We start from the raw sequence: 20,644 nt of genomic DNA, 5'->3' as shown, positions 1-20,644 counted from the left end.
TCAGTCAAGCTTGTCAACACGAGGACGGGCAGGTTTCCGCCCGCCAACGGTTCCCAAACCGGCCAATGACCGGTATGCCGATAGTTCATCCAGGGGAAAGGGATCACGCTTTCTTGCGAAAACGCAGAAGGTGTGAATTCCAAGCCCTGCCTATTTCAGACAATTGGATTGTGGCCCCTTTACGAGCGCTTCAAAACTTCATTCCAATTTTAGTTTTGTAACCTAGGTTGTCCTGATGCCGGCGTATGAAGCGCAGATGTCGAAGGTAAGTGCGCCACGGCGCACGCTTTCGCGCGCGCTGATTGTGGCGTTGGCGTGCTCGAGCGTGCTCGTTGCCGAATCGGGGTCGGCGGCCGCCTTCGAGCTGTTCGGCATCAAATTGTGGGGCTCTTCGAATGACGAGGACGCCGATATCGTCGACCCGCTGCGCTATGCGGTGACCATCGAAGCGCCCGATGCCGACAAGGACCTGATCAAGAAGCTCGAAAACGCCTCGTCGCTGAAATCCGACGAGGACCGCCCGGTTTCCGGCTCGCTCGGCCTTTTGGCAAAGGCGCGTAGCGACCGCGAACAGCTGGTCGCCGCGCTTTATGCCGACGCCCGCTATGAAGGCGTCGTCACCATCACCATCCAGGGCAAGGCGCTCGACGATTTGCCGCCCGATGCCGAATTCACTGGTCCGCAGCCGATCCCGGTGGTGGTCGGCATCGCCAGCGGGCCCAAATTCACACTCGGCAATATCAGGCTGGAGGGCGATGCCGCCGGGCTGGCGAGCGCCGATTTCGGCCTGATAGCCGGCGGCGATGCCGGCTCGGGCGCCGTGCTCAAGGCCGAGGCGCTGATCGTGCGGGCGCTGAAGCAGGAGGGCCGGCCGTTGGCCCGGATCACCGACAGGCAGGTCGTGGCCGAGCACACCACCTCGACGCTAGACGTGACGCTGACGGTGGCCGCCGGGCCGGTTGCCGGTTATGGCGACACCACCGTCGATGGCACCGAGAAGGTCGATCGCGAGTTCACCGAATATATGACCGGGCTGAAACGCGGCCGGCAATATTCGCCTGACGAGATCGACGATGCCCGCGACCGGCTGCTGAGGCTCGAAGTGTTCAACAGCGTGACGCTGAAGGAAGCCGACAGTCTTGACGCCGACGGCAACATTCCGATCGGCGTTCAGGTCAGCGAGCGCAAACCACGCTATTTCGGCGTCGGCGGCACTTTCTCCAACACCGAAGGGCTAGGCCTGGAAGGCTATTGGGGCCACCGAAATCTGTTCGGCCGGGCCGAAAAGCTGCGCATCGAGGGCAAGATCAGCGGCATCGGCAGCAACGATCTCAGCGAGCTCAACTACAATGCCGGCATCATGTTCGAGAAGCCGGGGGTGGTCGGGCCGGCCTCGAAATTCATCGCCAGCGTCAAGACCGTACTCGAACATCCCGACGCCTACGACCATTTTTCGGTCAAGGGCAGCACCGGCCTGTCCTATGAGATCGACAAGAAGCAGACGGTTTCGGCTGAAATCGCGCTCGACTACTCCAGGATCACCGACGCTTTCGGCAAGCACAAATACCTGATCGCCAGCATTCCGCTGCAATATGTCTACGACAACAGGGACAACCGGCTCAACCCGACCAGCGGCTTCAGGGTTCTGGCCTATGCCGAACCGAGTTACGACATTCTGAGCGGCGCCGCCTTCCTCAAGCTCAGGGGCGAGGGGTCGGCCTATCAGTCGCTCGACACGGCCTCGAAATTCGTGCTTGCCGAACGCGTCGCGCTGGGTTCGATCGTCGGCACCGGCCTTCAGAACGTTCCAGCCGACAGGCGCTTCTATTCCGGCGGTGGCGGCTCGGTGCGGGGCTATGCCTATCAGGGCATCGGACCGAAGGACATCGACAATCAGCCGATCGGCGGGCTTTCCTTCTTCGAAACATCGGTCGAAATGCGCATTGCGCTGACCGACACGATCGGCATCGTGCCGTTCGTCGACGCCGGCACTGTCTCGACCACAGCGACGCCGGACTTTTCCGACGTGAAGGTCGGCGCGGGCGTTGGCCTGCGCTACATCACGCCGTTCGGGCCGCTGCGCATCGACGCCGCCGTGCCGCTCAACCGCGACCGTGGCGACCCGCGTTTCGGCATCTATGCCGGGATCGGACAGGCGTTCTGACGATGAAGATTTTGAAACGCATCCTTCGCCTGTTTTTCTACACGCTGCTGATCGTGGCGGCGGCGGGCATCGGCGCGTTGATCGTGCTGACCAAGACCGAGCGCGGCCGCGAAAATCTCGCCGGCATCATCTCTGACATGGCCTCGTCAGGGGACAGCAAAGTCACGGTCAGCGGCATTAACGGTATCTGGTCCGGCGCGCTGACCGTCGACCATGTCGTGCTGGAAGACCGCGAGGGCGCCTGGCTGGTGGCCCGCAAGGTGGCCGTCGACTGGTCGCCGCTGGCGCTGTTGTCGAAGAATTTCAGCGCCGACCGCATAGCGGCCGAACGGATAGAACTGGCACGGCTGCCTGTGGCGAGCACCGAGCCGAGCAAGAGCGGGTCGACCGGCCTGCCGGTTTCGCTTGATATCAGAGCGATCGATTTGCCGGAGATCGCGCTCGGCCAGCAACTTGCCGGCAGCGGCATTGCCGAACTTGCGGCCAAGGGATCGGCCAAGGTCGATGCGTCGCCGCTGGCGATCCAGACGGTGCTCAACGTTACCCGCCATGACGGCAAGCAAGGCAATGTCGACGCCAACATCCACTTCGCGCCGGATGAAAACAAGCTCGACCTCGATCTCAAGGCTTCCGAGCCGGCCGGCGGCATCATCGCCAACCTGCTCAAGCTACCCGGCGCGCCGCCGGTCAACATCGTCGTCTCGGGCACCGGGCCGCTGGCCAACTGGAGCGGCATCGGCACCTTCATGGTCGACGGTCAGATCGTTACCCAGCTCACCGGCCGGCACCAGCTCACCGACAAGGGCAACCGGATCGAGGCCAAGGGCGACGGTTCGTTCGAAGGCTTCCTGCCGGAACGGTTCAAGTCGCTGTTTGCCGGCAAGACCAGCTTCGACCTAGCCGGCACCGCGACCGCGACCGGCGGCGTCGACATCGAGCGCGCTGCGATCGAGAGCGACGCAGTTCATGGTACCGCTGCCGGCATGGTCGACCCCAAGGGCGCCAGCGACCTTTCGGTCGAACTCGTGGCCAAAGCCAAGCCGGTCACGGTCAATGTCGGTACCCAGGCGCAGCCGATCATGGTGGCCATCAACAATGTGACCGCGCGCGCCTTCGGTGACGGCAAGGCGCCGATGATTGACGCCAGCGCTTCACTGGTGTCGGTGGTGGCGGGCGGCTCTCAGGTGAACAATCTGGATGCGAAGATCCATTCCGACGGTTTCGACATCGAGAGCCGCAGCGGCCCGGTCAGTGTAAGTCTGGCGGCCGCCGGGCTGAAGACCGACGTGGCGACGCTGGCGCCGCTGATCACCGGCAAGCTGACGGCCTCTCTTGCCGGTTCGATCAGCAGGGACGAGATTTCCCTCGACGAAGGCACGCTGCGCAGCGATGCTCTCAATGCCGGGCTGACGGCCAAGGTGACGCTGGCCGATCTCGCCATGACGCTGAAGATGAATGCCGATGCTGTGTCGACGGCGCTGCCGCCGCAGATCAGTTCGCTGCTTGGCGAACGGGTCAAATTCTCGGCGACCGCGACGCGCGATCCGCAGGGCTCTTTCGCCGCCAACTCGATCGAACTCACTTCCGGTTCGCTGAGCGCCAGCGGCACCGCCAGCGCGCAAGGCAGCGATATCCAGGCCGACATCAAGGGCAAGCTCGGCGACGTCTCGGTGCTGTCTTCGCTGGTCGGCGTGCCGGTCGCCGGCGGGGTCGATTTCGCGCTGACGGCAAGCGGCGCGCGCAACGCACCGGATTTCTCGGTTTCGGCCGACAGTGCCAGCCTGACGGCCTCCGGCCGCACGGTCAAGGACATCAAGCTGACCGCATCGGGCAAGGCCGACATTGTGAGCCCGGCCGCAGATATCTCGCTGACCGGCGCGGTCGACGAACAGCCGCTCGCCATCAAGGCGGCGCTGGTGACGAGCGATGGCAAGCGCTCCATCAAGGGGCTCAGCGTAGCGCTGGGCGACAACAAGGTGTCGGGCGACCTCACGCTCGATGAGAAATTCCTGCCGCTGGGGGCGCTGACGATCTCCGCGCCCGATATCGCGCCGCTGGCGTCGCTGGCCGGGCAGACGGCGGCCGGCGATATCGGCGGCACCGTGGTGTTCGCCAAAGACGGCGAGGCTCCCACTGTCACCATCAATGCAGCCAGCGTGTCGATCGCGCGCGGTGATGTGGCAGCCAAGGCAGTCACCGTCAGCGCACTGATCGCCAACTATCTCAACAGCCCTGCGATCTCCGGCACGATCAAGGCCGAGAGCGTGACCTCGGGAACGACCGTCGTCAGTGGCATCGGCGTCGACCTCAAGCGTGACGGCGACTGGACGAATTTCACCGGCGGAGCAACCATATCAGGCATTCCGGCGACAGCTGCCGGGCGGGCGAAGATTGCTGGCGGCGCGACCAGCGTCGAGATCGCGTCCGGCGAGGCGACGGTGCGCGGCATCAAGGTGGCGATCGCCGAGCCGTCGAGCCTGACCATTGCCGATGGCATAACCAACATTCAAAGGCTGGTAGTCGATCTCGGCGGCGGCTCGGTGACGCTGTCGGGCACGGCGGGCCAGACGCTCGATCTGGCGGCGACCTTCTCGGCGCTGCCGGCTGCGCTTGCCAATGGCTTTTCGCCCCGCCTCGATGCCGCGGGCACGCTCGACGGCACGGCGCAAATCACCGGGCCATCAGCAAATCCCGACATTCGCTTTAATGCAAAGCTGGCCGGCGCCGAGACGAGCCAGACCCGTCAGGCCGGGCTCGGGCCGCTCGATGTCGATGCGGCCGGCAGCTATTCCGCGGCCGGCGGCGTCGTGCTCGACCAGGCGACGCTTTCGGGTGAGAAAATCTCCGGCAAGGCGGCCGGCACCCTCAACCCGAACGGCGCCAGCGATTTCGCGCTCGATCTGACATCGTCCGGTCCGAGCCTGCCGTTGACGCTGGGCAGCGCGGAAAGCCCGATCAAGCTCGAATTGCAGGCGCTGTCGGTGAAGGCGGCCGGGCAGGCTGCGCAAGCCAAGCTCGACATCTCGGCGGTACTGCCTTCGGTGGCGACGGATGACGCCAAGGTCGAGGGCATTGCGCTTGCGCTGCATTCCGATGCATTTGATATGAAAAGCCGAACCGGTCCGATCTCGGGCACGGTGACGGCGGACAAGATCGGTCTGGACAATCCGACCATCGCGCCGCTGATCGCCGGCAAGATCACCGCCAAGATCGCCGGCACCCTGGCGGCGGACGCGATCACCATCGACAGCGGCTCGGTGCAGGCCGATGCGCTGGGCAGCGCCTTCAATGGCCGTGTCGGCTTTGCCGATGGAGCAATCGACCTCAACCTCAACGCCGACGTGCTGTCGGCGGCGTTGCCGGCGGCGGCGCGCAGCGTGCTGGCAGAGCGCACGCAGCTCAGCGCCACGCTGAAGCGGGATGGCAATGGCAATGTCAGCGCCAATCCGGTCAAGCTGGCGTCGGGCGCACTGACCGCGGACGGTCAGGCCAGTCTCGCCGACAATAAGCTCAGCGCAGATATCAAGGGTGCACTGGCCGACATCTCACTGTTGTCGAAAGATGCCAAAGGCGCGATCAGCTTCGCACTCAGCGCGCAGGGGCCCAGCCTGGCGCCGGACCTGTCGCTGACAGTCAACAGCGACCGGCTGCTGGTGGCGGAACGCGAAATCACCGGGTTGAAGCTGACCGCAACCGGCAAGGCCGACGCCGCCAATCCGGCGGCCAATGTGCAACTGACCGGCAATGTCGCAGGGCAGGCGCTGCAAGGCAGCGCGGTGCTGGCGACGGCCGACGGCAAGAGCGCCATCAACGGCCTGCTGCTGTCGCTCGGCAACAACAAGATCTCCGGCGACCTTGCGCTCGACGAGGCTTTCGTGCCGGTCGGCACCATCGCGCTCGACCTGCCGGATATCGGGCCCCTGGCGGCGCTGGCGCTGGAAAAGGCCGAAGGCGACGTGCGCGGCACCATCGCCTTCTCAAAGACCGCGGATGGCCCGAACGTCGCCGTCAAGGCTGCGACCGCTTCGATTACGCGCGGCGACCTGCAGGCGAAGACGGTGTCGATCGATGCGCTGGTCGCCAACTATCTCGCCGCGCCGGTCATCTCGGGCAAAATTCGCGCCGACAGCGTCATTTCCGGCGGCACCGCCATCAGCGGCATCGATGTCGATTTGAAGCGCGACGGCGACTGGACCGGGTTTTCCGGCGGCGCCACCGTCAAGGGCATTCCGGCGAAGGCTGCGGGCAGGGTAAAGGTGGCTGGCGGCACCACCACCATCGAACTCGCTTCCGGCCAGGCCACGGTGCAGGGCATCAAGGCGGCCATCGCCCAGGCCTCGACCGTCAGCATCGCGAACGGCACCACGACGCTGGACAAGCTGGTGCTCAATCTCGGTGGCGGCACGGCGACGGTGACCGGCAAGGTCGGGCAGGCACTCGACATCAGCGCCGCGCTGTCGAAGGTGCCGGCCTCACTCGCCAACAGTTTTTCGCCGGGCCTCCAGGCCGCCGGTTCGATTTCGGGAACAGTCAAGGTAACCGGCGCGCCGGGCAATCCGACTGTCGCTTTCGATATCGATGCTGGTGGGGTGCAGACCTCGCAGACGCGCAGCGCCGGTCTTGGCGGCATGAATATCTCCTCGTCGGGAACATTCGCCGGCAAGAAGCTCACCTTCAACGCCGACATCAGCGACGGCGCCGGGCTTGGGCTCAAGGGCGGCGGTACGGTGACGACGGCCGGCACACCAGCGCTGGTGCTCGACTTCAACGGCAAGGTGCCATTTTCCTTCCTGGCCGCCAAGCTTGCGGCGCAAGGGCTGTCGCTCAGCGGCACCGCTAACGTCAATATCCAGATGCGCGGCCCGGCGGCGTCGCCGGTGATCGGCGGCACGGTCAGCACGTCGGGCGCCCGCCTGGTCGACGCGCGTTCCGGCCTTGCCGTCAATGACATTGCCGCCGACATTTCGATCGGCAACGGCGTTGCCCGGATCAACCGGCTGACCGGCACGCTGTCGACACGCGGCAGCCTGTCGGCCTCCGGCACCCTCGGCATCAATCCGGCGCAAGGTTTCCCAGCCGATTTGTCGATCAAGCTGGTCGACGGCCGCTATACCGACGGCAGGGTGGTGACAGCCAATCTCGGCGGCGACCTGACCATCAAGGGGCCGCTCACCTCGGCGCCGGTGATTTCGGGCACCGTCAATCTGGCCAAGACCGTCATCACCGTTCCGGATAAGCTGCCGGGCTCGCTGGCAGCGCTCGGTGTCAAGCACAAGAACGCGCCCGCCTCCGTGCGGGCGCAGGACAAGGCCTTGCGACCGGCGGCGGCCAGCGGGGGTGGCGGCAGTGGGCTTGTCCTCGACGTCACGGTCAATGCGCCGAACCAGATCTTCATCCAGGGCAGGGGTGTCGATGCCGAGTTCGGCGGTTCGCTGAGGCTGACCGGCCCGGCGGCTTCGCCGCAGGCGGTCGGCACCTTCACCTTGCAGCGTGGGCGGCTGTCGATCCTCGGCAAGCGGCTGACCTTTACCGAAGGCACGGTCGGCTTTTCGGGGTCGCTGGTACCCTACCTCAACTTGACCGCGACATCGACCACGACCAGCGCCACCGTCACCATCGTCGTCTCGGGCGAAGCGACCAATCCGAAATTCGACTTCTCATCGGTGCCGGCGCTGCCCGAGGACGAGGTGCTGGCGCAGCTGATTTTCGGCCGCTCTATGTCGAACCTGTCGCCGCTGCAGATCGCGCAACTGGCCGAGGCCGCCGGCCAACTGGCCGGCGTCGGCGGCTCGACCTCGCTGCTCGAAAACCTGCGCAGTGCAATCGGCGTCGATGACCTGGATGTGACCACCGATGACCAGGGCGGCACCGCCGTGTCGGCGGGCAAGTACCTCAATGACCGCACCTATGTGACGATCCAGAAAGGCGACAGGCCAGGATCGGGCAAGGCGACGATCGACCTCAATGTCGGACGCGGCGTCAAGCTGCGCGGCGAGGCCAACGATGGCGGTGAGGCCAAGGGCGGCATATTCTACGAAAAGGAATATTGAGTTCCTGGCCCTTACCGCCACCGGAACTGGCGCTGTCTCAACCCGCCCAAATGTATCAATTACTCGCCTAAGCAGATTCCGGTGGAATCTGGGCGCGCTAGCACTTTTGCGCCAAGTCTGTCGTTATCACGCGAACCGCTCCCTTTTCAAAGTTGCACATTCCCTAACAGGTTCCGTAGCCATGCCGTCTTTGACATCACGGCAGGGATGCGGAATGTTAAAAGGCGGAAAGCCAACAATGGGAGTTAAGGTATGACAAATTACAAGAGTAATGGCGATCGCGTTCCCGATCACATCCTGGCCATGGCCGAAGAAGCCAAGGCAGGCAAAGTCGATCGCCGCGAGTTCCTCGCCATGGCGAGCGTGTTCGGCGCGTCGACTGCGATGGCCTACGGCATGCTCGGCGTAGCCGTGCCGACCCAAGCCAGGGCCGAAGAGGTGCAGGGCAAGAAGGGCGGCATCCTTAAAGTCGCGCAATGGGTCAAGGATCCCAAGGATCCGCGCAAGGCCGACTGGTCGGAAATCGCCAATGCCGAGCGCCAGGCGCTTGAGCCGCTGGTCAAGTACACCAGCGAATACACGTTCCGCCCGTACCTTCTGGAGAGCTGGGAGGTCAACGACGACGCCACCGAGTACACGCTGCATGTGCGCAAGGGTGTGACCTGGTCGAATGGCGATGCGTTCACCGCCGATGACGTCATCTTCAATCTCAAGCGCTGGGCCGACAAGAAGGCCGAGGGCAATTCGATGCCTGGCCGTCTCGGCACGCTGGTCAAGGACGACAAGCTCGACGAAAGCGCCGTGACCAAGGTTGACGACCACACCGTCAAGCTGAAGCTCGGCAAGGCCGACATCGCGCTCATTCCGAACATGTGCGACTATCCCGGCCTCATCGTGCACAAGAGCTTCGACGAGAAGGGCGGCGACTTCAAAGCCTGCCCGATCGGTACCGGTCCGTTCGAGCTCGTCTCCTACGATGTCGGCCAGAAGGTGGTCTACAAGCGCCGCGAGGACAACAAGTGGTGGGACGGCGAGGTGTTCCTCGACGGCATCGAATTCGTCGACTACGGCACCGATCCGGCAGCCATGGTCAGTGCCTTCGAGGCCGGCGAAGTCCATACCAATTTCGAGACCTCGGCCGACTATGTGTCGATCCTCGACGGACTGGACCTGGTCAAGTCCGAAATCGTCACCGCGTCGACCATCGTGTGCCGCACCAACATCAACAACAAGCCTTACGGCGACCAGAAGGTACGCAACGCGCTGCAACTCGCGGTCGACAACAATGTCGTCCTGCAGCTTGGCTACGGAAATGCCGGCACGGTGGCTGAAAACCACCATGTCTGCCAAATCCACCCGGAATATTACGAGCTGCCCAAAGTCGCTCGCGATCCGGCCAAGGCCAAGGCGCTGATGGCGGAAGCCGGCCAGGCCGACTTCGAGCATGAGCTGATCACGGTCGACGAAGACTGGCACAAGAATACCGGCGACGCCATCGCCGCGCAGATGCGCGACGCCGGCCTCAAGGTAAAGCGCACGGTGCTGCCGGGCTCGACGTTCTGGAACGACTGGACCAAGTATCCGCTGTCGATGACCAACTGGAACATGCGCCCGCTCGGCGTCCAGGTTCTGGCGATCGGCTACCGCACCGGCGAGGCGTGGAACGAGTCGGCCTATTCCAACCCCGAATGGGATGCCAAGCTCAATGCAGCATTGGCCGTTGCCGATGCGGCCAAGCGCAAGGAGATGATGAAGGACATCGAGCAGATCCTGCAGGATTCCGGCATCATGATCCAGCCATACTGGCGCAAGCTCTACAGCCACTCGGTCAAGGCGGTGCAGAATTACAAGATGCATCCGACCTTCGAGCGCGACTACGGCAAGGTCTGGCTCGACCAGGCGTGATCGGAACGTCAGGGAAGGGGCGCTTCGCTCCTTCCCGTCACGCCTCGCTTGGTCCAGAACCGGAAGCCGCCGCAGCAAAAAGTTGCGGACTCTCCTGAAAGACCGTTCAATAAAACTGGGTTGATTGCATCCGAGTGCCGATTTGACGGCCAACTCTGCCGGCAACGGCAAAGCTGGTTTTCGAACTGGCTCCAACCCCAACCAGACCGGCAGGGGACCGCCATGCTTTCTTTCGTAATCCGGCGTCTCGGCACCATGGCATTGACGATGCTGTGCCTGACGATGATCGTCTTCTTCCTGATCAACCTCGAGCCGAATTTGAAGAAGCTGGCGATCAGCCAGACCGAAATGCACACATCGGCCGAACAGCTCGAAAGCTGGCTGGTCAACCATGGCTACCGGCAGAACTTCTTCGTGCGCTACGGGCAATGGCTGGGCGTCGTCCCGAAGCAACCGGTGACCGATCCGGCGACCGGCAAGCCGACGCAGCGTTTCTCCTTCTGCAACGATCCGCTGGAGCCGAAATTCTCCGGCATCCTGGAAGGTGATTTCGGCTGCTCGACGAAGTTCAAAACCTCCGTTGCGTCAAAGCTCTTCCCCGCACTCGCCGCCACCGGCATTCTGATGCTCTGCGTGCTGTTGGTGATGGTACCGATTTCGCTGCTGATCGGCATCCTGGCCGGCATGCGCGAGGGCTCGCGAACGGACCGAACGCTGTCCGTCGCCTCGATCGCGTCGACGGCGACGCCCGAATATGTGTCCGGCGTCATCTTCACCGTCATCTTCGCCTCCTGGCTCGGCTGGCTGAACGGTTCGGCCGCCTCGGCAAGCCAGGGCATCACCTTCTACAATTTCACCCTGCCGGTGATGACGCTGGCGATCTACGGCATCGGCTACATCGCCCGCATGACACGCGCCTCGATGGTCGAGGTGATGACGCAGCAATATATCCGCACCGCCCGGCTGAAAGGGCTTTCCTTCGGCAGCGTCGTCGTCAAGCACGCGCTGCGCAATGCGCTGATCGCGCCCTTCACCGTCATCATGCTGCAATTTCCTTGGCTGCTTACCGGCGTCGTCATCGTCGAGGTGATGTTCCGCTACCAGGGCTTTGGCTACACGCTGGTCGAGGCCGCCGGCAACAACGACATCGATCTGCTGCTTGGCTGTTCACTGGTCTCGGTGTTCATCGTGCTGATCACGCAGCTCATCTCGGATGTCGGCTACGCGTTCCTCAATCCGCGTATCAGAGTTCAATAGGGGGCTGGGGCAGATGCAGGTCGAATATATCGGTGCCTTCAATGTCGTGCTCGGCGTGATTGGGCGTTTCTGGCCGGTCTGGTTAGGGCTTGCCCTGGTGATGGGGGTGAGCTTCACCTACAAGAAAAGGCTCGGCCTCTACGGCCAGTTGTTCGATAGCGGCGTCGGCATAGTCGGTGTCGGCATCTGCCTGTTCTGGCTGTTCACGGCAATCTTCGCGTCGACCGTCGCGCCCTTCGATCCGCTCGCCCAGGTCCCGATCATGAAGGATGCGCTGCCGGGCGCGCTCGAGCCGGTATCGAAACTCATCTACTATTTCGGCGGCGACAAGCTCGCCCGCGACGTCTTTTCGCGCATGGTCTATGGCAGCCAGATCGTGCTGATCATCGCGCCGGCGGCGACCGGTTTCGCGCTGATGGTCGGCATCACGCTCGGTCTGCCCGCCGGTTACTATGGCGGCCGGATCGACACCGTGCTGTCGTTCCTAGCCAATCTGGTGCTGGCCTTCCCGGTGATCCTGCTGTTTTACCTGCTGGTGACGCCGGGCATCATGGATACGCCGATCCCCTACGCCATGGCCGGGCTGTTCTTCCTGTTCCCGATCATCTTCTTTTCGGTGCTGTTCTGGACCCGCTACAAGAACCGGCCGGACCGCCTCTATATATTGCTCGGGCTGACGCTGATCATCGGCGGCTGGGTCTATGCCGGCCTGGTGTTCGACGCCGATCCGTTCAAGATCATCCACATCGATCCCAACCAGCTCAACATCTTCGTGGCGGTGGTGTTCGCCTCCAGCCCCGGCGTGTTCCGCATCGTGCGCGGCCTGGTGATGGACATCAAGACGCGCGACTATGTGGCGGCGGCGCAGACGCGCGGTGAATCGCCTTGGTACATCATGCTGTGGGAGATCCTGCCCAATGCGCGCGGACCGCTGATCGTCGATGCCTGCCTGCGCATCGGCTACACCACGATCCTGCTCGGCACGCTCGGCTATTTCGGGCTGGGCCTGGCGCCGGAGAGCCCGGATTGGGGCACCGCGATCAAGGACGCCAGCCGCCTGCTGCGCTCGTTCATCCACCCGGCGCTGCCGCCGACAATCGCGCTGATGTCGTTCGTGCTGGGCTTGAACCTGCTTGCCGACTCGCTGCGCGAACAATCGATGAAAGACTGATCTGCGGGTCCCGCGAGCATGAAAATAGGATTGGAGCGACCCATGAATGAGGCAGTTCGAAATCCCGGCAAGCCGACCCTTGGGCCAAGCGCTGCGCCGATCATCGAGATCGAGAACCTGTCGATCTCCTTCTTCACCCGCAAGGGCGAGATCCCCGCCGTCATGGACTTTTCCTGCACGGTGATGCCGGGCGAAGCCATGGGCATCGTCGGCGAGTCCGGCTGCGGCAAGTCGACCGTGTCGCTCGGCATCATGCGCGACCTCTCCAACATCGGAAAGATTGTCGGCGGCAAGATCAAGTTCCAGGGCAAGGACATGGGCGAGCTGTCCGACGAGGAGTTGCGCTCCATCCGCGGCAACAAGATCGCCATGATCTACCAGGAGCCGATGGCGAGCCTCAATCCGGCGATGAAGGTCGGCCAGCAATTGATGGAAGTGCCGCTGATCCACGACAAGGTGTCGAAGGAAGAGGCTTACAAAAGGGCGCTCGAAATGGTGCGCTCGGTGAGATTGCCCGATCCCGAACGCATGATGCGTTCCTATCCGCACCAGCTGTCCGGCGGCCAGCAGCAGCGCATCGTCATTGCCATGGCGCTGCTGTCGAAGCCGGCGCTGCTTCTGCTCGACGAACCGACGACGGCGCTCGACGTGACGGTGGAGGCCGGCATCGTCGAACTGGTCAAGGGGCTGGGCGAGAAGTTCGGCACGTCGATGATCTTCGTGTCGCACAATCTGGGCCTCATCCTCGAGACCTGCGACCGCATCACGGTGATGTATTCGGGCGAAGCGGTCGAGACCGGCAAGATCAAGGACGTGTTCGACCGGATGCGTCACCCCTATACGCAAGGGCTGTTCCGCTCGATTCCGCTGCCGGGCGCCGACAAGAATTCGCGGCCGCTGATCTCTATCCCCGGCCAGTTGCCGCTGCCGCATGAGCGGCCCAAGGGCTGCAATTTCGGGCCGCGCTGCCACCATTTCGTTGAGGGCGTCTGCAATGCCGCCGAAATCCCGATGATCGAGGTCGCCGGTCACGAAGGGCATTTCTCGCGCTGCGTGCGCTTCAACGAGATCGACTGGGAAGCGCTGCCTCCCGGCGCCAAGAAGGTCAATGAGAAGGTCGTGCCCGGCGCGCCGGTGCTCAAGATCGAGGATTTGAGAAAATACTACAAGGTCGGCGGCAGCGAAGTGTTCGGCTCCAGCGAAGGCCGCGTCGTCAAGGCCAATGAGACGATCTCGTTTATGGCCCGCGAATCCGAGACCGTCGCCATCGTCGGCGAGTCCGGCTGCGGAAAGTCGACACTGGCCAAGGTCCTGCTCGGGCTGGAGACGGCAAGTGCCGGCACAGTGACGCTGGGCAACAAGGAGATCCAGTCGACCGGCATCGAGAAGCGCAGCGTCGAAACGGTGTCGTCGATCCAGATGGTGTTCCAGAACCCGTTCGATACGCTCAATCCCAGCCACTCCGTCGGCTCGCAGATCATCCGCACGCTGGAAAAATTCAAAGTCGGCAACAATGTCGCCGAGCGGCGCAAGCGCATGCTGGAGCTGCTCGACCTGGTGAAGCTGCCGCGGGCCTTCGAGACGCGCAAGCCGCGTCAGCTCTCAGGCGGCCAGAAGCAGCGCATCGGCGTGGCGCGCGCCTTTGCCGGCGATGCCAAGGTGGTGGTGGCCGACGAGCCGGTGTCGGCACTCGACGTCTCGGTGCAGGCGGCGGTGACCGAGCTGCTGATGGACATCCAGCGCAAGAACAAGACGACGATGCTGTTCATCAGTCACGATCTGTCCGTCGTGCGCTACATCGCCGACCGGGTCGTCGTCATGTATCTCGGCTACATCGTCGAGCAGGGTACGACCGACCAGATCTTCGCGCCGCCCTACCACCCCTACACAGAGGCGCTTCTGTCGGCGATCCCGATCGCCGACACCAGCGTGGTCAAACGGCACATCGTGCTCGAAGGCGATATCCCGTCGGCGATGAACCCGCCGAGCGGCTGCCCGTTCCAGACGCGCTGCGGCTACAAGAGGCTGGTGCCGGACAATCTGTGCGAGACCAAGGTGCCGCCGGTGAAGCATCTCGGCGATGGCCATATGAGCCTGTGCTGGCTGTCGGACGATGTGCTGGCGACGATGGAGCCGGTGATCAAGTTCGACAGGGAACACGCAGCGCATGAGGGCGTGCCGGAAGACGCACCGGATGGGATCGGCCCCGGTTTCGCCGGCGAACCGCCGAAGCGCCCGCATGGCAAGAAGCCGAGCTGACCAGCCATAGAGGCAATGCCGCTCGTTGGCGCATTGCCGCAGCGTCGCCATAGCTCAAGGAACGACAGCTACGTTCGCTTGAATATTGCTGTCCATTGCTTTATGTGATGCGTGATGTTTGATGCGCGTAGGGAGCATGTTGTGAGAACCACACTTGCAATCGATGACGATGTCCTACTTGCGGCCAAGGCCATGGCGCGACAGCAGGATCGCAGTGTTGGCGACGTCATTTCCGATCTGGCTCGCCGCTCACTGCGCAGGCCCCCGACCGGCGGTGAACGCAACGGCATCCCCTTGCTTGCATCGCGGCCCGACGGCCCGATGGTCGATCTCGAAATGGTCAATGCGCTTCGCGACGAATTGCCGTGACCTTCCTGCTCGACGTCAATGTGTTGATTGCGTTGATCGATCCGGCTCACGTCGCGCATGAAGATGCCCATCGGTGGTTCCAATCCACCGGGCATTTGTCATGGGCAACATGTCCCATTACCGAGAATGGCGTCATCAGGATTGTAAGCAACCCGAAATACCCCAATTCTCCGGGTTCGCCCGCCGTGGTGGCGCAGATTGTCGGCAAGCTGCATGCCCTTTCAGGACATCAGTTCTGGCCTGACGAGATCAGCCTTGTCGGTTCCAACGACATCGATGCAGCCAGGATCCTCACCCCGGCACAGGTAACGGATAGCTATCTGTTGGGACTCGCCAAGGCGCGTGACGGCCAATTGGCGACGTTTGACCGAAAGCTGTCGACGGCAGCGGTAAAGGGAGGAAGGTCGATCCTCCACCTGATCCCAAGCGAATGAATGGCTGAGTTCCGCTTCGATCGCAAACTGCGTGGCTGCAAGACCGCTTGGCAACGTCAGCTGCCGCATTGCTGCAGCTGTTCGGCATAGTCGCGGCCCATCTTTTCGGTCGCCCTGGCATAGCCCTGCACGCCGGCGTCACCACGGTTGCCACGGCCGTAGGCGGTCCAGCCGAGATAGTAGGCGAGATAGAGATTGTAGGTGTCGTTGCGGGCGACGCCGAACGTGTCTGATGTCTTGGAATGGTACCAGCCGACGAAATCGACGGCATCGGCAAATTTGGTCCGCCGCGCCGCCCAGCTGCCGGTTTCGCTTTGGTATTGCGACCAGGTGCCGTCGAGCGCCTGCGAGAAACCGGTGGCCGACGAGACATGCTTCCACGGAATGAAGCCGAGCAGTTTGGTACGCGGCGGCCTGGCATTGCTCTTGAAACCGGATTCCTTGCGCACCGTCGCCATCAGCACGGGGACGGGGACGCCGTATTTCTGCGAGGCGCGCTCGGCGGCCGACTGCCAGTTGTCGAACCAGCCGTCGTTCTGGTCGAAGACGGCGCAGACATTGTTGATATGGTTGGGCGGCGTCGCGCAGGCCGGCAAAGCCAGCAGCACGCCAACCGCTACAATTTTACTCAAATTCGAACTACGCATGGAAGACGGATAGGCTGAAATCATAAAGGGAATCTTGCGGCGTTTCTTAACGGCTTGCCGGCCCGGCTCCGCTGAGTGGGACCTTTATCATTATTCCGACCTTTTGCGTCGCCTCTGTCTCCATACGAATTCAAAAATGCCGCCTTGGCTAAAATCACGCCCGCGAAGGGCGGATTTCTGACAGCGATATCCGGATGCCGGCGCTCTGATGCCAGGCATGAATGAACCAAGACGAAAGCGCGGCGCGGAGCGAACCAGCAACCGGGGGCCCGCCGCCATCCCGCAACTTCCACTGCGGCGGGTGACCAATCCCTATCCGCCGATGGCGATGCTCTCAGTCGACCAGGTCGAAGCGATCCACCAGGCGTCGATGCACATTCTGGAAAATTTCGGCATCGAGGTGATGTCTCAGCGGGCGCTGGCGCTGTTCGAGAAGGCGGGCGCAAAAGTCGACCATGCGACCGCGAATGTCCGCATCGACCGGGGTCTTGTCGCCGAGGCGCTGAAGACCACGCAGTCCAGCTATCGGCTGACGCCGCGCAATCGCGCCAACACCATTCATCTCGGCGGCAACACGATCAATTTCACCCTCGTCGCCGGGCCGCCCAATGTGCACGACATGGAGCGCGGCCGGCGCGCTGGAAACTTGCACGACTATGCCGATCTGACCCGGCTAGCGCAGCATTTCAACTGCATCCACATGCTCGGTAACCAGGTCTGCGCGCCGGTGGAACTGCCGGCCAACACCAGGCACATGGATACCTATTTCACCAATCTGACGCTGACCGACAAATCGTTCCATGTCTCGGCGATCGGACGAGGCCGGGCGCTGGACGGCATCGAGATGATGGCAATCGCGCGCGGGCTGACGCTGGACGAGATGCGCGATGATCCCGGCATTGCCACCATCATCTCGGTCAACTCGCCGCGGCGTTTCGACGAGATGATGGCCGAAGGGCTGATGACCATGGCTGAGTTCGGCCAGTCGGTGGCGGTGACGCCGTTCACGCTGATGGGCGCGATGAGCCCGGTGACGCTCGCCGGCGCCCTGGCGCAGCAGAATGCCGAGGCGCTGTTCGGCGTGGTGCTGACGCAACTGGTGCGCCCCGGCGCGCCGGTGATGTACGGCGCCTTCACCTCCAACGTCGACATGAAGTCGGGCGCGCCGGCCTTCGGAACGCCGGAGAACACCAAGGCCAACATCGCCTCGGGGCAATTGGCGCGGCGCTACAATCTGCCCTACCGCACGACACCGGGGTCGGCATCGAATGCGGCGGACGCGCAAGGCGCCTACGAGACGCTGATGGCGCTGTGGGGCGCTGTGCTCGGCCACGGCAACCTCGTCTATCATGCCGCCGGCTGGCAGGAGGGCGGGCTGACGGCATCGTTCGAAAAGCTCATCATTGATGTCGAGATGATCCAGCACATGATGGAGTTCTTGCGCCCGATCGTCGTCGACGAGGCGGAGCTTGCGGTCGAGGCGCTGGGCGCGGTGCCGACCGGCGGCCATTTCTTCGGCGAACCGCACACGCTGGAACGCTATGCCACCGCCTTCTACCAGCCGATACTGTCCAACTGGCAGAATTACGAGGCATGGCAGGAGGCCGGCGGCCTCGACACGACGGCGCGCGCGACCCGGCTGTGGAAGAAGGCGCTGGAAGACTATGTCGAGCCGGTGATGGATATCGCCGTGCGCGAGGCGCTGGAGGCGTATGTGGCCAGGCGCAAGGAAGCGATCGGGCAGGGCGAGCCGTGACTTTTTCAGCGTCGGCGCGCGGCGCTGCCTTTCTGATTCACCTTATCTCCTCAACTCATTGATAACAGAGCAAAACTCATGAAATCGCATGCAAAGGTCGTGGTCATTGGCGGTGGCGTCGTCGGGTGCTCCGTGCTGTTCCATCTGGCGCGTCATGGCTGGACCGATGTCGTGCTTTTGGAGCGCGACGAGCTGACCTCCGGCTCGACCTGGCATGCGGCCGGCGGCATGCACACGATCAATGGCGACCCCAACGTCGCCAAGCTGCAGAAATACACGATCTCGCTCTACAAGGAGATCGAGGAGCTGTCGGGACAGGCGACCGGCGTACATCTGACCGGCGGCGTGCTTCTGGCGGCAACCGAGGCGCGGCTCGACTGGCTGCGCGGCGTCGTCGCCAAGGGGCGTTACCTCGGCATCGACCTCGAGGAGATATCGGCCAATGAAGCGGCCGAGCTGATGCCGCTGCTCGACCCGAAACAATTCGTCGGCGCCGTCCGCAACAAGGAGGACGGCCATCTCGATCCCTCTGGCGTTACGCATGCCTATGCCAAGGCCGCGCGGAAACTGGGCGCCGAGGTCGAGCGCTTCACCAAGGTCGAGGACATTGTGCGCCGGCCCGACGGCATGTGGCGCGTCATCACCAACAAGGGCGAAGTGGTGGCCGAGCATGTCGTCAATGCCGGCGGGTTATGGGCGCGCGAGGTCGGCCGCATGGTCGGGCTGGAGCTGCCGGTGCTGGCAATGGAGCACATGTACCTGATCACCGAGGATATGCCCGAGGTGGCGGCGTGGAACGCCAAGACCGGGACCGAGATCATCCATGCCGTCGATTTCGATGGTGAGCTGTACCTGCGCCAGGAGCGCGGCGGCATGCTGATGGGCACGTACGAGAAGGCCAACAAGGTCTGGTCCGAATTCCAGACGCCGTGGAATTTCGGTCATGAATTGCTGGAGCCGGACATCGACCGCATCGCGCCGTCGCTCGAAGTGGGCTTCAGGCATTTCCCGGCCTTCGAGAGGACCGGCATCAAGCAGATCATCAACGGGCCCTTCACCTTCGCGCCGGACGGCAATCCGCTGGTCGGGCCGGTGCGTGGCCTTCCCGGCTTCTGGGTCGCCTGCGGCGTCATGGCGGGCTTTTCACAAGGCGGCGGCGTCGGCCTGGCGCTGTCCAACTGGATGATCGAGGGCGATCCAGGCGCCGACATCTGGGCCATGGATGTCGCGCGCTACGGCGACTGGGCGACGATGGCCTACACCAACGCCAAGGTGCGCGAGAATTATTCGCGCCGCTTCTCGATCCGCTTCCCCAATGAGGAACTGCCCGCCGGGCGGCAGCTCAAGACGACGTCGATCTACGATTTGCTGTCGGCCAAAGGCGCGCAATGGGGTGTGTCCTATGGGCTGGAAGTGCCGCTGTGGTATGCGCCCGAGGGTGTCAGGGACGAATTCTCGTGGCGGCGTTCCAGCGATTTTTCCCATGTCGCCAATGAGGTCGCGGCGGTTCGTGAAAGCGTCGGCCTGGCGGAGATTTCGAACTTCGCCAAATACAAGGTGACGGGAGAAGGGGCGGCCGCTTGGCTCGACCGGATCTTTGCCTGCAAGTTGCCCAAGCCAGGCCGCATGACGTTGGCGCCGATGCTGAAGGACGACGGCAAGCTCATCGGCGATTTCACGCTGGCCAATATCGGTGCCCCCAATTCCAACGGGACCGAGTGGTTCATCGCCGGCTCCGGTATCGCCGAGCAGTATCATATGCGCTGGTTCGAGGCGCATTTACCTGCGGATAGCTCAGTGCGCATAGAGGCGCTGGGGCAGAAACTGACCGGTCTGGCGATCGCCGGACCCAAGGCGAGGGAGGTGCTGGCAAAGGCCAGCCGCGCGGATGTCGCCAACATCGCATTCCCGTTCATGGCGGTCGCGAAAATGGACATCGGCACGGCGCCGTGCCTGGTCGGCCGCGTCAGCTACACCGGCGATCTCGGCTACGAGATCTGGGTGGGGCCGGAATATCAGCGCGCTGCCTTCCAGGCGTTGATGGCGGCAGGCGAGGAATTCGGCCTCGGCCTGTTCGGCTCGCGCGCGCTCAATGCGCTGCGGCTGGAGAAAAACTACGGCTCATGGGCGCGCGAATACCGGCCGATCTACGGGCCGCTGGAGGCCGGGCTCGACCGTTTCGTCGCCTATGGCAAGGATGCCGATTTCATCGGTAAAACCGGCGCTCTTGCCGAGCGCAAGCAGGGCGGCAAGCTCAGGCTGCGCACATTTATCCTCGATGCTGACGATGCCGATGTCATCGGCGACGAGCCGATCTGGTACGATGGCGCGGTGCGCGGCTGGGTGACGTCAGGCGGTTATGCCCATCATCAGAAGAAGTCCGTCGCCCTCGGCTATGTGCCGAAGGAGATCGCCGATGAGAGCGACGGCTTCGAGATCGAACTTTTGGGCAAGCGCCACGCGGCGCGCGTTCAGGCAGCGCCGCTCTTTGACGCGAACTTCGAGCGAATGCGCGCCTGAGGCGCTTCGGCTTCGCCGAGGCGCTTCAGATTCTTGTTTTGTGCAAGTCGTTTTTTGTGCAAGTCGTTATCCCAAAACCGCTGCGCACTTTTGGGCGACATGCATCAGGCGC

Annotated in this window: 11 protein-coding genes; 10 read left to right on the top strand and 1 reads right to left on the bottom strand. The window is 63.2% G+C overall.

What is annotated here, in order from left to right; genetic code table 11:
• Positions 1 to 235 precede the first annotated feature (235 nt).
• The 8 genes from NKI46_RS28380 (at position 236) to NKI46_RS28345 (ending at position 15,609) form a co-directional block, all read left to right on the top strand.
• Positions 236 to 2,164, top strand: a complete 1,929-nt coding sequence (locus tag NKI46_RS28380) for an autotransporter assembly complex protein TamA (RefSeq protein ID WP_352460206.1) — start codon at positions 236 to 238, stop codon at positions 2,162 to 2,164.
• 2 nt (positions 2,165 to 2,166) lie between these two features.
• Positions 2,167 to 8,214 (top strand): translocation/assembly module TamB domain-containing protein, encoded by a 6,048-nt coding sequence (locus NKI46_RS28375; protein WP_352749111.1) that lies wholly within the window; start codon positions 2,167 to 2,169, stop codon positions 8,212 to 8,214.
• A gap of 252 nt (positions 8,215 to 8,466) precedes the next feature.
• Positions 8,467 to 10,119 (top strand): ABC transporter substrate-binding protein, encoded by a 1,653-nt coding sequence (locus NKI46_RS28370; RefSeq protein WP_023668187.1) that lies wholly within the window; start codon positions 8,467 to 8,469, stop codon positions 10,117 to 10,119.
• A gap of 222 nt (positions 10,120 to 10,341) precedes the next feature.
• The gene (locus tag NKI46_RS28365; protein ID WP_023668188.1) at positions 10,342 to 11,376 is read left to right on the top strand and encodes an ABC transporter permease; all 1,035 of its coding nucleotides are present in this window, start codon (positions 10,342 to 10,344) and stop codon (positions 11,374 to 11,376) included.
• 13 nt (positions 11,377 to 11,389) lie between these two features.
• Positions 11,390 to 12,547 carry an ABC transporter permease gene (locus NKI46_RS28360; protein WP_023690814.1) on the top strand — a complete coding sequence of 386 codons (1,158 nt, stop codon included), beginning with the start codon at positions 11,390 to 11,392 and terminating at the stop codon, positions 12,545 to 12,547.
• Between the two features lie 42 nt (positions 12,548 to 12,589).
• A complete protein-coding gene (locus NKI46_RS28355) occupies positions 12,590 to 14,806 on the top strand; it encodes a dipeptide ABC transporter ATP-binding protein (RefSeq protein WP_023804942.1) in 2,217 nt (738 codons plus the stop codon).
• 141 nt (positions 14,807 to 14,947) lie between these two features.
• Positions 14,948 to 15,175, top strand: a complete 228-nt coding sequence (locus NKI46_RS28350; protein WP_023668191.1) for a hypothetical protein — start codon at positions 14,948 to 14,950, stop codon at positions 15,173 to 15,175.
• A complete protein-coding gene (locus NKI46_RS28345; RefSeq protein WP_023682204.1) occupies positions 15,172 to 15,609 on the top strand; it encodes a TA system VapC family ribonuclease toxin in 438 nt (145 codons plus the stop codon). Before NKI46_RS28350 ends, NKI46_RS28345 begins: the two co-directional genes overlap by 4 nt.
• A 56-nt stretch (positions 15,610 to 15,665) precedes the next feature.
• Here the strand turns inward: NKI46_RS28345 and NKI46_RS28340 are convergent, their stop codons facing one another.
• On the bottom strand, positions 15,666 to 16,256 hold the full coding sequence (locus NKI46_RS28340) for a transglycosylase SLT domain-containing protein (protein ID WP_023739905.1): 591 nt from the start codon (positions 16,254 to 16,256) through the stop codon (positions 15,666 to 15,668).
• Between the two features lie 217 nt (positions 16,257 to 16,473).
• Between NKI46_RS28340 and NKI46_RS28335 the strand changes: the two genes are divergently transcribed.
• Positions 16,474 to 18,012, top strand: a complete 1,539-nt coding sequence (locus NKI46_RS28335) for a trimethylamine methyltransferase family protein (protein WP_023739904.1) — start codon at positions 16,474 to 16,476, stop codon at positions 18,010 to 18,012.
• Between the two features lie 78 nt (positions 18,013 to 18,090).
• Positions 18,091 to 20,532, top strand: coding sequence for a GcvT family protein (locus NKI46_RS28330; protein WP_352749107.1), 2,442 nt, complete (start codon positions 18,091 to 18,093; stop codon positions 20,530 to 20,532).
• The last annotated feature ends 112 nt before the right edge of the window (positions 20,533 to 20,644 follow it).

The sequence above is a fragment of the Mesorhizobium sp. M0615 genome (genome assembly GCF_040320805.1).
GTDB lineage: Bacteria > Pseudomonadota > Alphaproteobacteria > Rhizobiales > Rhizobiaceae > Mesorhizobium.
Note: the sequence above shows the minus strand (reverse complement) of the source record. Positions and strands in the feature narration are given on the sequence as shown.

Coding starts and splice junctions, on each gene's coding strand:
- NKI46_RS28335 (WP_023739904.1), top strand. CDS start 16,474: ATGAATGAACCAAGACGAAAGCGCGGCGCGGAGCGAACCAGCAACCGG.
- NKI46_RS28365 (WP_023668188.1), top strand. CDS start 10,342: ATGCTTTCTTTCGTAATCCGGCGTCTCGGCACCATGGCATTGACGATG.
- NKI46_RS28340 (WP_023739905.1), bottom strand. CDS start 16,256: ATGCGTAGTTCGAATTTGAGTAAAATTGTAGCGGTTGGCGTGCTGCTG.
- NKI46_RS28355 (WP_023804942.1), top strand. CDS start 12,590: ATGAATGAGGCAGTTCGAAATCCCGGCAAGCCGACCCTTGGGCCAAGC.
- NKI46_RS28375 (WP_352749111.1), top strand. CDS start 2,167: ATGAAGATTTTGAAACGCATCCTTCGCCTGTTTTTCTACACGCTGCTG.
- NKI46_RS28380 (WP_352460206.1), top strand. CDS start 236: ATGCCGGCGTATGAAGCGCAGATGTCGAAGGTAAGTGCGCCACGGCGC.
- NKI46_RS28370 (WP_023668187.1), top strand. CDS start 8,467: ATGACAAATTACAAGAGTAATGGCGATCGCGTTCCCGATCACATCCTG.
- NKI46_RS28330 (WP_352749107.1), top strand. CDS start 18,091: ATGAAATCGCATGCAAAGGTCGTGGTCATTGGCGGTGGCGTCGTCGGG.
- NKI46_RS28360 (WP_023690814.1), top strand. CDS start 11,390: ATGCAGGTCGAATATATCGGTGCCTTCAATGTCGTGCTCGGCGTGATT.